Genomic DNA, 13,031 nt, shown 5'->3' on the forward strand with positions numbered 1-13,031 from the left:
GGAGATTCATGACGGGAGAAGTCTATATCTCAAGAGAAAAAGCAATTACAATTCTTCAGCAGCTTATTCGTATACGTACCTCTCAGCCCTCAGGCGATGAAAGAGATGCTGTAACATATATTTCCTCCTTATTCCCGGACGATCGTGTTGAGAAAAGAATAATAAATCACGGCAATAATAGGGCATCCTTGATTATCACGATTCCAGGAGAGGATAGAAGTCGAGGAATAGCTATTTCTGGCCATTTGGACACTATTCCTGTCGGAGATGTTAGGGAATGGACACATTCTCCCTTTGGAGCAGAGATAGTTGACGATGTCGTTTATGGTCGTGGCGCAGCTGATATGAAGGGTGGAGTAACATCTATTATTTTTACTGCTTTATCTATCCTCAAGGCTGAATTTAAACCTGCTATAGATATTAGATTTTGTTTTACAGCGGATGAAGAAGTTGGAGGCATAGGAGCGAGTGCTCTCATAGGGGGAGGATTCCTGAACAGTGTGGAAGAAGTCATTCTTGTTAAGCCGACCAATGAAAAAATTGGATTGGCGGAACGAGGGGCAGTGTGGCTTTGTGTAAAATCTTTAGGGAAATCTTCTCATGCTGCTATGACTGGTGCAAGTGTCAATGCTCTGAGTGTTTTTAATAGCATAGCAGAGAAAATTACAGAGCTTTTCAACGAGGAGAAAAAACACGATCTCCTTGGCCATTCAACCTGTGTTGTAACCTCTCTTCAAGCTGAAAGTGATTTATTTAATGTCGTTCCTCATTGTGCGATAGGAACACTAGATATCAGAACCCTACCTAGCGTTGACCATGATTGGCTTCTTCAAGAAATTTATACCTGCGTAGAAAACGTGGAAAAATTAAATGAAGGAATCCATGTTTCAGTTGAAGTTGTTAACAACAGACCACCTGTTGGCATGGATGAAGAAGCACCTCTTGTGCAATCTTTGAAGGGAATTTATTCAGACCTTGATATTCCCTGGGAAAAAACAGGATTAAATTATTTTACAGATGCATCAATCCTTATTCCCTCTTTAGGTGTTCCTTTTGTAATTTTGGGGCCAGGTGATGACCTTTTCTTTCATCAGCCCGACGAGTATGTGCGAATCGATTCTGTTATTCGCGTAGGTGAAGTTCTTACACAATATGTGAAAAGTAGGAAGTAAAACGGGGGATCATAAATGAAGCTTCTCTATATAATAGACAATTTGTGTGAACGTTTTGAAAAATTTGTTGTTTCGTGGAGCATTATTATTATGGCTCTTGTTGCCATAGTTAATGTTATTGGGCGCAATCTTTTCCACCATAGTCTTACTTGGGCGGAAGAAGTGACCCAGTTTACCATAGTATGGGTTACCTTTGTAGGAACCAGTTACGCTGCAAGAATTGGTGCCCATATCCGAATGTCTGCCCTTTTTGATTTCTTGGGGCCTAAAGCTCGTAAAATTTTGATGATTATTGTTTGTGCTGGAACGGCAGCTCTAATGTTTTATCTTAGCTGGTTTGCATATGTATATGTTGCTAAGCTTGCTCAAATAAATAAACAGACACTAGGGTTGCATATTCCCCTCTATTTAATCATGCTTTGGGTTCCTGTCGGTTTCGTTATGACAGGTATTCAGTATGTGCTGGCTCTCATTAAGAACCTGACATCCAGTGATGTCTACGTTTCGAGAACTGTTATAGAAGGGCACACTGAAGACGAAGAATCTTTCGACTTTTAGGAGGGGACGTAATGTTACTGACACTTATGGGCACAATGATCATATTGCTGATTTTGGGGTTCCCAATGATGGTTCCCCTGGCAGCTGGAGCTTTTTTAACTCTTATATTGAACTTCCCAGGAGTTAATCCATCAATGTTGATACAGCAAGTTATTGGCGGAATTCAACCGATCTCTTTAACAGCCGTTCCAATGTTTATCTTTGCAGCAGATATTATGACCTCTGGACAAATTGCAGATAGACTACTGAATTTCGTCGTAAAAATGGTGGGACACAAAAGAGGCGGTCTTCCTATAGCAACAGCTACTGCATGTACCCTCTTTGGAGCAGTTTCCGGTTCAACACAAGCTACAGTAGTTGCCATAGGAGGACCTCTTCGTCCCATGCTTCTGAATGCTGGCTATTCTGCTTCCTTTTCTACTGCTCTGATTATTAACGCTGCCATTATTGCTCTGCTCATCCCACCAAGTATTTACATGATTGTTTATGGTGTTGTTGGCGGAGCTTCTGTTGGGGAGCTTTTTATTGCAGGGGTTGGCCCTGGTCTTTTAATCCTGTTACTTTTCTCCATTTATTGTTGGTTTATTTCACGCAAAGAGAATGGTATGACCAAAGCAAGTTGGAGCGAACGTTGGGTGGCTTTCAAAGAAGCTATTCTTGGTTTTACATTCCCGATCATTATTTTTGGTGGTATTTATTCAGGAGTATTTAGTCCTACAGAAGCTGCGGCTGTTTCCGTTCTTTACGCTTTTGTTCTTGAGTTTTTCATCTATAAGTCAATCAAGCTGTCTGATATTCCTAAATTAGCATTACGTACTGGAATAGTTACTGCTATCGTTTTCATTCTTATCGCAGTTGGGCAGGCCTTTTCTTGGACAGTCTCCTTTGCCAGAATCCCGAATTTGATTTTGCCTCCTTTGCTGGGAACAGATCCCTCTGTCATTCGTATTCTAGCTGTTCTTTCTATTGCGTACTTCTTAGGATGCATGTTTGTCGATCCCATTGTTGTTATCATGATACTTACGCCCATTTTTAAGCCTGCAATTGCTGCTTCAGGGCTGGATAACGTTTTAGTTGGAACGATCGTTACGCTTCAAGCTGCTATCGGATCTACCACGCCTCCTTTCGGCTGCAATATCTTTACTGCTATAGCTATCTTTAAACAGAAATATATGGATGTAGTGCGAGGTGTTCCTCCCTTTGTATTTATCTTGGTTCTTGTTTCAATTTTGTTGGTATTCTTCCCACAAATTGCGTTGTTCTTAAGAGATTTGGCTGTTGCTCAGTAAATAGCCCAAGGAATAGAAGTTATTAGTTTAGGATAAGGCGATAAAAATATTGCCTTAATTTAATAAAACAGGAGGGTTATATCTATGAAAAAGCTGCATGTGTTAGCTCTGGTTCTTGCTTTTGTTCTTGCGTTTTCTGGTATTGCAACTGCTGCCGAGTATAATTGGCGTCTGGCTGAAGAAGAAATAGCTGGTAGTGTTTGTGACCTTTATGCAAACGAATTTGCTCGCCTTCTTGCAGAAAAGTCTAATGGCAGAATTCAGCTTGATGTGTATCCACAAGGAACCTTGGGAACACCCACAGAAATGTTCGAGCTTTGCCTTAATGGCGCTATTGAATTTGCACTTGTAGGTCCTGGCCAGTGTGGTGCTATTGTTCCTGAAAACCAGATATTTTCTCTTCAATTCCTTTTCTCTGACGATGATATGCTCAACGAAAAAGTTCTTGCCACAAGCAAAGCTTTAAACGAAGATCTCGCTAGTGTTTATGAAACGAAGGGTTTAAAAGTCCTTTCTTATTTTAGCGAGGGTGCCATGTATTGGACAGGCAACAAACCTCTTCTTAAACCCGAAGATTTCAGTGGCTTCAAAATACGAGTCATGCCTTCTGAAATGCTTGTAGAAACGTATAAAGCCTACGGTGCCAATCCTACACCTCTTTCCTTCACAGAATTGTATAGTGCTCTGCAGCTTAATATGGTTGAAGGACAGGAAAATGCTCCTTACATTATCCAGGAAATGAAATTTATGGAAGTTCAAAAGTATCTCATTGCTTCAAAACATAACATCTATGTTATGCACACCCTTGCCAACGCTGATTTTTACAAGAGCTTGCCTGAAGATATAAAACAAATTGTTGAAGAATGCATCGCTGAGCTTCGGCCTTTTGTTTACAAAGTACAGCAAGACCTTAATGACAAACGTCTCGACATGATGGTCAAAGCTTTCAAACCTGATCAGAAACTTTTAGAGCTTGAACACGATCAGAGAATGAGTTTCCGTGAAATCGCCAAAAAAGCCGATGAAAAGTATTTTGAGCTTTCTGGAAACCCAGAATTTGCAAAAAAACTTCTTGAAGATTTCAGAGCAGAAATGGCTGCAGCGGAGAAAGAATTGGCAACAAAGTAAAAAGGCAGCTCTCCGTGCAGGGAGAAACTGCCCCTAAATAAAAATACAACTATTTTACATTCTACCAATTGATTGGAGGAACCACAATTGTCTAAAAGACAGTATGTACAAGCAGTACCTAACTTTAGCAATGGAAGAGACAAGGATGTTATTGAAGCTATCGTTGATGAAATCCGCAATGCCAAAGGAGTAAAACTCATCGGATATTTCCCCGATGCAGACTTTAATAGAACTGTTATCGAATGTTTAGGAGAGCCCAAGCCTCTTAAAGAAGCTCTCCTCAAGATGGCAGGCAAAGCCTACGAATTGATTGATATGGAAAAGCAGGAAGGAAAACATCCTCGTATCGGAGCACAGGATACAATTCCAGTTTTCCCGCTGCGAAATATTTCTCTTGAAGAGTGCACCCAGCTTGCCGAAGAAATCGGTAAAGAAATTTGGGAGCGTTATCAGGTTCCTGTTTACTTCAGTGGCGAGAATGCCAGAACGCCTGAGCGCAAAGAATTGGCATATATCCGCAAAGGTCAGTATGAAGGCTTGAAAGAAGTAGCTCATACACCTGAGCGTTGTCCTGATCTTGGCCCTGCAAAGCTTCATCCCACAGCAGGTGCTACAATAGTCAGTGCCGCAACTCATAATCTGGTAGCTGTTAATATGATTTTGAACACGACAGACCTTGAAATTGGAAAGAAAATAGCCAAAATGATGAGAGGTCCCAGTGGCGGTTTCAGCACAATTCGTTCAGTTGCATTTAAGCCGGATGGTTACGATAATGTAGCTGTCTCCATGAATATGTTTGATACGGTCAATACGCCAATTTACAGAGCTTTTCAGGTTGTAGAAAATGAAGCTCGCCGTTTTGGACTTACTATAATTGGAACGCAGATTTGTGGTACTCTTCCGCAGGATGCTTTACTGAACTGCGCTGAATATTTCCTTCGCATCGTTGATTTTGACCGCAATCAGATTCTGGAGAATAATATTCTAGCACTTGATGATGAGGAGTAGATGCGTATGTTAGCGGAAATGGATTTACGAGCTTTTGTAAAAGAACTTGCTTCAGAATCACCGGCTCCAGGTGGCGGTAGTGTAGCTGCTCTTTCTGGAGCTTTGGGAGCTGGCCTTGTCTCTATGGTTTGCAACTTGACCATAGAAAAAAAAGGATATGAGGCCTATGAGGCAATAATGACAGATGCTCGTGCACAAGCGGATAATCTGTACACAAGTTTGCTTGAAAGAATTGACAAGGATACAGATGCCTTTAATAAGGTTATGGCCGCTTTTAAAATGAAAAAAGAAACTGAAGAAGAGAAAGCGCTACGTAAAGCTGCAATCCAGGAAGCCTTTAAAGGGGCATGCGACTCGCCTTTTGCCATAGCTGAAGAATGCCTCGCCGTTATTCATTTAACCGATAGTATTGTCGATAAGGGAAATACAAATGCTATGAGTGATATGGGTGTCGCTGCTGCACAGGCTTTAGCCGGTCTGGAAGGTGCCATTATGAATGTGCGTATTAACCTTCCTTCTATAAAAGATGAAGCGTATGTAGCGGAGAAAAAAACTGCTGTTGAGAAAATGCTTGAAGAAGGCATCTCTCTTCGCCAGGCGATTCAGGAAAAAGTAGATTCAAAACTTTAAAAATCCTTATATCTTATAGTGGTAATGTCCATAGAGGGGCAGAATACTTTTCTGCCCCTTTTTGCCCTTAAAATATCTTTCGCACGAGAAATGAGCAGAGGAGGTAAGGCAACGAATGATGCTAAGCGATATTGAAATAGCACAGCAGGCCCAAATGAAGCCTATTGTGGAGATAGCTTCTCAGTTAGGTATCGACGAAGAGGAATTGGAGCTTTACGGAAAGTACAAGGCGAAGGTAACGTACGGACTCTGGGATCGGATCAAGGATCGAGAGGACGGAAAGCTTGTATTGGTGACAGCCATAACCCCGACTCCGGCAGGAGAGGGAAAGACAACGACGACAGTAGGTCTCGCCCAGGGCCTGGCGAAGCTTGGCAAGAAGGTGAGCATAGGTCTTCGCGAGCCGTCTTTGGGGCCGAGCTTCGGAGTCAAGGGCGGTGCGGCAGGAGGCGGTTACTCCCAGGTTGTTCCCATGGAGGATATCAACCTCCACTTTACCGGAGACCTTCATGCAATAACGGCAGCCCATAACTTGCTGGCAGCCTTGCTCGATAACCATCTGCAGCAGGGCAACGTATTGAACATAGATTCGCGCCGAGTTGTTTTCCGTCGAGTCATGGATCTGAACGAACGAGCCCTTCGGAACGTGATCGTCGGTCTTGGAGGGAAGGCGAACGGTGTGCCTCGCGAGTCAGGATTTGATATTACGGTAGCCTCCGAAGTGATGGCCATTCTGTGTCTTTCAGGCAGCATTCATGAGTTGAAGGAGCGTCTTTCCCAAATTGTAGTTGCCTATACGTACGAAGGTAAGGCCGTAACGGCAGGGGATCTGAACGCCCAGGGCTCAATGGCGGTCTTGTTGAAAGATGCGTTGAAGCCGAATCTTGTGCAGACTCTTGAGCATGTCCCGGCCTTTGTTCACGGAGGTCCCTTTGCGAATATAGCCCACGGCTGCAACAGCCTGCAGGCGACGAAATATGGTCTGAAGCTTTCCGATTACTTCATTACCGAGGCCGGATTCGGAGCGGATCTTGGAGCAGAGAAGTTCTTCGACATCAAGTGTCGTATGGGTGGATTGAACCCATCGGCGGTAGTGATCGTGGCGACAGTCCGAGCCTTGAAGATGCATGGCGGAGTGGCGAAGAGCGACCTGACGAATGAGAATATAGAGGCGTTATCGAAGGGGATTCCGAACCTTGAGAAGCATATAGAGAACATGCAGAGCTTCGGTCTTCCAGTTGTAGTGGCAATCAACCGTTTCCCGACAGACACGGAGAGAGAACTTGAGCTTGTGCGCGAGCGATGTGGAGCCCTCGGTGTATCGGTAGCGCTGTCGGAGATCTGGGCGAAGGGCGGCGAAGGCGGCATAGAGTTGGCGGAAGAGGTATTGAAGGCAGTAGAAGCGAAGAACACCTTCCATCAGCTGTACGAGACGACATTGAGCCCGAAGGAAAAGATCGAGAAGATAGCGAAGGAGATCTACGGAGCGAAGAGTGTGACCTATACGGCCCAGGCCGAGAAAGACCTTGAAGAGATTCATCGTTTGGGTAAGGATGATTTGGTGATATGCATGGCGAAGACGCAGGCTTCCATCTCTGATAACCCGACGTTGATAGGTCGTCCAGAAGGCTTTGAGCTGACGGTGAGAGAAGTTCGCCTGTCGGCGGGAGCAGGTTTCATTATTCCCATAACGGGATCGATAATGACCATGCCTGGCCTTCCGAAAGTTCCAGCCGCTATGAGAATTGACGTTGACGATAACGGAAATATTACCGGCTTGTTCTAAAAACTAGAGAATCTGTAAAATAACGGTCGACTTAAACTAAGTCGGCCGTTATTTTTATTTTTGCGTCTCTATTTTTCCTTTTGTGGTATATTTTTTTAGGATTCTCTCATAGAAGAGTGTTAAAAATTAAAGCTTGTGATGGAGGTTATTTTATGTCTGTTAAACCCTGGTGGCGCGAGACCCTTGAAACTGTTCTTTGGGCAGTGGCGCTTGCGCTTGTTCTCCGTACCTTTGTAGTTCAATCTTATTGGATTCCAAGCGGATCGATGATACCGACTTTGCAAATTCGAGACCGCGTTATGGCTGCTAAATTTTGGTATTACTTCTCCGAACCTAAGCGGGGACAAATTGTGGTTTTCAAATTTCCTGACGATACAAAAAAGGATTTTGTAAAACGTATCATCGGGCTACCAGGAGAGACGATAGAAATTCGGGATGGCGTTGTCTATGTAAATGGTGAGCCTCTTCAGGAACCCTATATACAAAATCATGATTCAGTTTCAATGAATTCTATAACAGTGCCGCAAGATCACTACTTTATGTTGGGAGACAACAGGCCTAATTCATGGGATGGACGTTACTGGGAACATCAGTTTGTTTCTAAGGAAGCTTTGCGTGGCCCTGCATTTTTCCGTTTCTGGCCTCTACCGAGGGTAGGTATTCCTAAATAAAGGCATGAAAATGGCGGAGGACAGAGGATTCGAACCCCTGGAGGCTCACGCCTCAACTGATTTCAAGTCAGCCGCCATCGACCACTCGGCCAGTCCTCCGCTTATACTAAAGGGACATGTGTCCGGGCATGTATTATACACATTGGTCTGGAAGCAGACAACCCTTTTCATAGAAAAGATGGGCTATAATTTTAGAGATTTTTATTTCTTAAAGAGGAGGACTAGCGATGGAGAGAATGGAAGTGATCAAAAAATACATTTGTACCCCTTCTTCTATCGCCATAATAGGAGCTTCCCCGAAAGAAAACAGACCTGTTTATGGTGTGATGAATTATCTTCAAAAAATTGGTCACACACTTTATCCTGTAAACCCAGCATATAAAGGAAAGGAAATTCTCGGCATTCCCTGTTTTGATTCTTTGAGCGAAATACCAGATTCTATTGATGTTGTTGCTTTTTTTCTCTCACCTTCCTTGCAACAACCTGTAGCAGAAGAATTAGTGAAGAATAAAAAAAATCATCCGGTAGTTTGGTTTCAGCCGGGAGCGGAGAATCCAACAGTGGAATTATGGCTTGAGGAAAGAGGCTTTTTTGTCGTTAGTCATGAATGCATGATGGTAGCCCATCGTAAGTGGTGTTTTTAATTTATTATAGGCAAAATACGTTATACAATTTTAACGATAGCCATAAATTGTCACACTTTTGGTATCTATGGTATATAATTCTATAAAGAACGATTCCTTTTTCTTGCCTAAAATCCTTCATAGAGCTACTTTTTATTCTTTGTTTTAAGGGAGGTTTTCCCCTTTGTATCATGAAATTGCCATTTCTTTGCGAGTTCGTTATAGCGAAACAGATCAAATGGGAATTGTTTATTACGCCAATTATTTAACGTGGTTTGAGATTGGACGTACTGAATATTGTCGTGCTTTAGGTATACCCTACACTAAATGGGAAGAAGAAGGGGTGCTTTTACCGGTAGTGGAGGCATCTTGTCGATATCTATCCCCAGCACGTTACGATGATAACCTGACTGTTACAACGTGGGTTGAAGAAATAAAAGTGTCGAGTATGCGATTTGGATATCGTATTGAGAGAGAAGAAGATAAAAAAACATTGGCAGAGGGCACAACTCGTCATGCCTTTGTTGATAAAGAGGGAAAGTTGCTTCGAAGAAAACATCCTTTTTATCTCTGGATTCAAAAACTTATTGAAGAAAAATAATGGAGGTGGCGTGTACGGTGAGCACAAAGGCGATACTCTTGGGCAATGAAGCCATCGCTCGTGGTATTGTGGAAGCCGGCTGTGCTGTGGCTACTGCATATCCAGGAACTCCTTCTTCGGAGATTTTGCCAGCAGTGGCTAAGTTTGCAGATGCGCTCGGAACTTCTACAGCCGTTGAGTGGGGAGCAAATGAAAAAGTAGCTTTTGAAATGGCAACGTCAGCAGCTTTTACAGGAGTTCGATCTTGCGTCGTTATGAAGCAAGTTGGTTTGAATGTTGCTGCCGATCCATTTATGAGTGCTGCTCATTTCGATATGAAGGGTGGAATGCTATTAGTTGTAGCTGATGATCCAGGTCCCCATAGTTCTCAGACAGAACAGGATAGCCGCTTTTTTGCATATTTTGCTAAAGTGCCATGCTTTGATCCTTCGACTGCGGCGGAAGCGAAAGATATGGTTTTCGATGCATATGATCTTTCGGAGAAATACAACATCATTACAATGCTTCGACCGAGTGTACGCGTAGATCACTGTCGTCAGGACGTAGATATAAAAGATGTTCTTACTATAGACAGAGAGATACGTTTTGAAAAAGATCCGGCACGATGGGTTTGTCTTCCTGCTACTGTCAGAATCAACCATCCTAAACTCAATAAGAAAAACGATCAAATCAGAGAAGATTTCGAAACAGAATATAGCAAATATAACTATGAAATTCCTGCAAAAGGCAAAGCCAAGCTTGGCATTATTGCCTCTGGCGTCTCTTTTTCTATTGTTTATGATATTTTGAAGGCTTGGGGACGTGAAGATATCTCCATATTGAAAATCGGAACTCCAGTGCCATTACCAATAAAAATGGTGACAGATTTTATCAATCGCCATGAAAATGTTCTTGTTCTTGAAGAAACCTATCCTGTTGTTGAAATGCAGCTCTTAGACCGAACAAAGGTCAAGGGGCGCTGGAATGGATTTGTTCCAAGAGCAGGTGAGCTTTTACCTGAAGTTATTGAATCTATCATTCTTAAGGCTCTTGACGAAGAGAAAGCTGTTGGTGCTGATAGCGACCTGAAGGCAGCTCTTGAAGAGTTAAAGATAACTCCGAGAAAGCCTATGTTATGCCCCGGTTGTCCTCACCGAGCAAGCGTTTTTGCAATTCGTCAGGCTATTCCGAATGCCATTAACCCATCTGATATTGGTTGTTATACCCTTTCTGTTAATCAGAAGGGAGCAGATGCCGTTATGGATATGGGTGCGTCTGTAACTATGGCTTCTGGCCTTTATTTAGCTCATAAAGTAATGGGAAAGGATCAACCCATTGTTTCCACAATAGGCGACTCTACTTTTTTCCACATGGGAATACCCGGGCTTGTTAGCGCAGTATATAACAAGCACGCTTTTGTTTTAAGCATTCTTGATAACAGAACAACGGCGATGACAGGTGCCCAGTCGAATCCTTCTGTAGGAGATAAGTTGCGCAAAGGGGATGAGGGGCGAATAGTAGAAATCGAGCAGGTTGTTCGGGGTTGTGGCGTTCACTATGTGCAAACTCTTGAAGCCTATGATGTGGAAGAAGGCAAAAGGTTGGTAAAAGAAGCCTGGGAATACGCAAAAGAACATCAGGAACCAGCTGTGCTTATATTTAAGCACCCATGCATGCTTCTTCGAGAGAAACAAGATAAGATTCAGGTAAAAGTGGATTCGGAGAAATGTATTGGTTGTAAATTCTGCATCAATTTCTTTAATTGCCCTGGGCTTGTTTTTGACGAAGCTAAGAAGAAAGCTTACATCGATGAACGATTCTGTGTATCTTGCGGCGTTTGCACTCAAGTATGTCCGCACGGGGCTATAATTCCTGTGGAGGAGGCGTAGACCCATGCAGTATGTCATAGTTGGAATTGGTGGACAGGGAATTTTATTTTCAACAAAGGTATTGGGCCATATAGCCATGTCTCGGAAAGAGAATGTAATGGGTAGCGAAGTTCATGGTATGGCGCAACGCGGAGGCTCTGTTATCAGCCATTTCAAAATAGGGGAGTATAAAAGTCCGTTGGTAAAGGCTGGAGAAGCTGATATCCTTTTGGCTTTTGATCAAAATGAAGCTATAAGAAATCTACACTTTCTTCGTGACGGAGGAAATTTGATTGTCAATATATTTGACGAAAAAGCTTTTGGTAATAGCCATCTTGACAATTACTTGAGAAAAAAGGACATAAAACTTTTTAAGATCAAAGGGTATGACCTTTTAAAAGAGCATATGGGGGGTAATTTTCTCTTCTTAAATGTTCTCATTTTAGGAGCTCTTTGTGCATCTAATGTCAGCAATGTTAAAATTGACGAAGTTCGGGAAGCTATAAATCAGTTATCTCCAGAAAAGTTTGCAGATGCAAACTTGAAAGTTCTCAACCTCGGGTACGATGCCCTTTCGTAATATTAAAAAGAGGTTATGTGGAGGGAGCTCAAAAGGGCTCCCTCTTTTTATTAGTGAAGGTTTTTCGTCCTTTGAGCTCCTTGTTGTATGTGCTATAACGATAATAATGTTGGGAGTTTTTTGTGCTGGCTTTCGGCCTCTTTTTCGAGTTAATTCTTCTTGTTATAAAGCCAGACAAGAAGCGGAACGTTTTGCTCTGTGGTTTGAATCGCAATTAACAAAGGGCAGACTAGAAAGAACTTCGTGTATTATTCGTCTCTTGCCAGGAGATCGTCCTGTCGATCAAATAAGGATTACGTGGGATACTGGAGAACGAGAGATTTATGATGCTCATGGTCGTGCATGGTTTCAGATGGGAGGATTCAATAGAGCTCCGCTATATAGTCCTTATTGGCATACGATTTCTCCTGCGTTTGTTCTTGATGTTTCAACAAGACCTCAGCAAGGGGAAAAAGTTTGTAAAGTCATTGTTTCACCACATTGTTTTGTCAGCATCGAAGAAAAAAGGTAAACTGAATACATCTCTATTGAAATCTCAAAAGTACTGGGGTATAAAAAGACAATTCCGATAATGTAGTAGAAGTGGGGGTTCGTTTAATGGCGGAAGTGAGGCCATGGTGGAGAGAATTTGTTGAAACAATATTATGGGCTCTTGTGCTTGCACTCATTTTAAGAACTTTTATTGTGCAGGCATTTTGGATCCCAAGTGGCTCTATGCTTCCTACATTAGAACCAGGGGACAGAGTTTTGGTAGCAAAATTTCTATATACTTTTCGAGAACCTAAGCGGGGAGATATTTTTGTCTTTAAATTCCCCTTAGACCCTAAAAGAGATTTTGTTAAAAGAATCATAGGTCTTCCTGGGGATACTCTTCATATTAAAGATGGAGTTGTCTATATAAATAATAATCCTCTTCATGAAGGCTATGTTAAACAAGCTGATGATTATACACTTTTGCCAAATTTGATTTTCCCGAATGTTCCCGTACATATACCTGCAAAAATGTATTTTGCCATGGGAGATAATCGTTCTCACTCTCAGGATAGCCGCTATTGGGGATTTGTCCCCCAAAAAAATATTCGAGGCCCTGTCCTTTTTCGATATTGGCCTCTCAATAGAATAGGAGTTGTTCGTTAAC

Annotated in this window: 14 protein-coding genes and 1 tRNA gene; 14 read left to right on the forward strand and 1 reads right to left on the reverse strand. The window is 42.4% G+C overall.

Annotated features, from left to right (window positions below; translation table 11 throughout):
- Positions 1 to 8: 8 nt before the first annotated feature.
- From RBH88_RS01915 to lepB (RBH88_RS01950), 8 genes are all read left to right on the forward strand, one after another.
- Entirely contained in the window at positions 9 to 1,172 is a 1,164-nt protein-coding gene (locus RBH88_RS01915) for a M20 family metallopeptidase (RefSeq protein ID WP_307879812.1), read from the forward strand.
- 15 nt (positions 1,173 to 1,187) lie between these two features.
- Positions 1,188 to 1,730 carry a TRAP transporter small permease gene (locus tag RBH88_RS01920; RefSeq protein ID WP_213690885.1) on the forward strand — a complete coding sequence of 181 codons (543 nt, stop codon included), beginning with the start codon at positions 1,188 to 1,190 and terminating at the stop codon, positions 1,728 to 1,730.
- Positions 1,731 to 1,741: 11 nt separating this feature from the next.
- Positions 1,742 to 3,019, forward strand: a complete 1,278-nt coding sequence (locus RBH88_RS01925) for a TRAP transporter large permease (RefSeq protein ID WP_213690884.1) — start codon at positions 1,742 to 1,744, stop codon at positions 3,017 to 3,019.
- Between the two features lie 84 nt (positions 3,020 to 3,103).
- Positions 3,104 to 4,147: a DctP family TRAP transporter solute-binding subunit gene (locus RBH88_RS01930; protein ID WP_213690883.1), complete on the forward strand. Its 1,044-nt coding sequence runs from the start codon at positions 3,104 to 3,106 to the stop codon at positions 4,145 to 4,147.
- 87 nt (positions 4,148 to 4,234) lie between these two features.
- Positions 4,235 to 5,155 (forward strand): glutamate formimidoyltransferase, encoded by a 921-nt coding sequence (gene ftcD, locus RBH88_RS01935; protein ID WP_213690882.1) that lies wholly within the window; start codon positions 4,235 to 4,237, stop codon positions 5,153 to 5,155.
- Positions 5,156 to 5,161: 6 nt separating this feature from the next.
- A complete protein-coding gene (locus tag RBH88_RS01940; protein WP_307879813.1) occupies positions 5,162 to 5,785 on the forward strand; it encodes a cyclodeaminase/cyclohydrolase family protein in 624 nt (207 codons plus the stop codon).
- Between the two features lie 115 nt (positions 5,786 to 5,900).
- Positions 5,901 to 7,571, forward strand: coding sequence for a formate--tetrahydrofolate ligase (locus RBH88_RS01945; RefSeq protein WP_374047593.1), 1,671 nt, complete (start codon positions 5,901 to 5,903; stop codon positions 7,569 to 7,571).
- Between the two features lie 152 nt (positions 7,572 to 7,723).
- A complete protein-coding gene (gene lepB / locus RBH88_RS01950) occupies positions 7,724 to 8,242 on the forward strand; it encodes a signal peptidase I (RefSeq protein WP_213695917.1) in 519 nt (172 codons plus the stop codon).
- An 11-nt stretch (positions 8,243 to 8,253) separates the two neighbouring features.
- Here the strand turns inward: lepB (RBH88_RS01950) and RBH88_RS01955 are convergent.
- Positions 8,254 to 8,341 (reverse strand) — tRNA-Ser (locus RBH88_RS01955).
- 128 nt (positions 8,342 to 8,469) lie between these two features.
- On the opposite strand from RBH88_RS01955, the gene RBH88_RS01960 reads away from it, so the two are divergent.
- The 6 genes from RBH88_RS01960 to lepB (RBH88_RS01985) all read left to right on the forward strand — a co-directional run bounded on the left by RBH88_RS01960 (position 8,470) and on the right by lepB (RBH88_RS01985) (position 13,030).
- Complete coding sequence (locus RBH88_RS01960; RefSeq protein ID WP_213695918.1) at positions 8,470 to 8,886, forward strand: CoA-binding protein; 417 nt, start codon at positions 8,470 to 8,472, stop codon at positions 8,884 to 8,886.
- A gap of 163 nt (positions 8,887 to 9,049) precedes the next feature.
- Positions 9,050 to 9,466 carry a thioesterase family protein gene (locus RBH88_RS01965; RefSeq protein WP_213690741.1) on the forward strand — a complete coding sequence of 139 codons (417 nt, stop codon included), beginning with the start codon at positions 9,050 to 9,052 and terminating at the stop codon, positions 9,464 to 9,466.
- The gene (gene iorA / locus RBH88_RS01970; protein ID WP_213690742.1) at positions 9,466 to 11,334 is read left to right on the forward strand and encodes an indolepyruvate ferredoxin oxidoreductase subunit alpha; all 1,869 of its coding nucleotides are present in this window, start codon (positions 9,466 to 9,468) and stop codon (positions 11,332 to 11,334) included. Before RBH88_RS01965 ends, iorA begins: the two co-directional genes overlap by 1 nt.
- A 4-nt stretch (positions 11,335 to 11,338) precedes the next feature.
- Positions 11,339 to 11,893, forward strand: a complete 555-nt coding sequence (locus RBH88_RS01975) for a 2-oxoacid:acceptor oxidoreductase family protein (protein WP_213690743.1) — start codon at positions 11,339 to 11,341, stop codon at positions 11,891 to 11,893.
- Between the two features lie 106 nt (positions 11,894 to 11,999).
- The gene (locus RBH88_RS01980; protein ID WP_213690744.1) at positions 12,000 to 12,404 is read left to right on the forward strand and encodes a hypothetical protein; all 405 of its coding nucleotides are present in this window, start codon (positions 12,000 to 12,002) and stop codon (positions 12,402 to 12,404) included.
- Positions 12,405 to 12,490: 86 nt separating this feature from the next.
- Complete coding sequence (gene lepB, locus RBH88_RS01985) at positions 12,491 to 13,030, forward strand: signal peptidase I (protein ID WP_213690745.1); 540 nt, start codon at positions 12,491 to 12,493, stop codon at positions 13,028 to 13,030.
- Position 13,031: the final 1 nt, after the last annotated feature.

The sequence above is a fragment of the Aminobacterium sp. MB27-C1 genome (genome assembly GCF_030908405.1).
Lineage (GTDB): Bacteria > Synergistota > Synergistia > Synergistales > Aminobacteriaceae > Aminobacterium.

Excerpts from the sequence above, each read along its gene's own strand:
- RBH88_RS01925 (WP_213690884.1), top strand. The coding sequence starts at position 1,742 with ATGTTACTGACACTTATGGGCACAATGATCATATTGCTGATTTTGGGG.
- RBH88_RS01960 (WP_213695918.1), top strand. The coding sequence starts at position 8,470 with ATGGAGAGAATGGAAGTGATCAAAAAATACATTTGTACCCCTTCTTCT.
- RBH88_RS01940 (WP_307879813.1), top strand. The coding sequence starts at position 5,162 with ATGTTAGCGGAAATGGATTTACGAGCTTTTGTAAAAGAACTTGCTTCA.
- RBH88_RS01975 (WP_213690743.1), top strand. The coding sequence starts at position 11,339 with ATGCAGTATGTCATAGTTGGAATTGGTGGACAGGGAATTTTATTTTCA.
- RBH88_RS01920 (WP_213690885.1), top strand. The coding sequence starts at position 1,188 with ATGAAGCTTCTCTATATAATAGACAATTTGTGTGAACGTTTTGAAAAA.
- RBH88_RS01915 (WP_307879812.1), top strand. The coding sequence starts at position 9 with ATGACGGGAGAAGTCTATATCTCAAGAGAAAAAGCAATTACAATTCTT.
- RBH88_RS01980 (WP_213690744.1), top strand. The coding sequence starts at position 12,000 with ATGTTGGGAGTTTTTTGTGCTGGCTTTCGGCCTCTTTTTCGAGTTAAT.
- lepB (WP_213690745.1), top strand. The coding sequence starts at position 12,491 with ATGGCGGAAGTGAGGCCATGGTGGAGAGAATTTGTTGAAACAATATTA.
- RBH88_RS01930 (WP_213690883.1), top strand. The coding sequence starts at position 3,104 with ATGAAAAAGCTGCATGTGTTAGCTCTGGTTCTTGCTTTTGTTCTTGCG.
- lepB (WP_213695917.1), top strand. The coding sequence starts at position 7,724 with ATGTCTGTTAAACCCTGGTGGCGCGAGACCCTTGAAACTGTTCTTTGG.
- RBH88_RS01945 (WP_374047593.1), top strand. The coding sequence starts at position 5,901 with ATGATGCTAAGCGATATTGAAATAGCACAGCAGGCCCAAATGAAGCCT.
- iorA (WP_213690742.1), top strand. The coding sequence starts at position 9,466 with ATGGAGGTGGCGTGTACGGTGAGCACAAAGGCGATACTCTTGGGCAAT.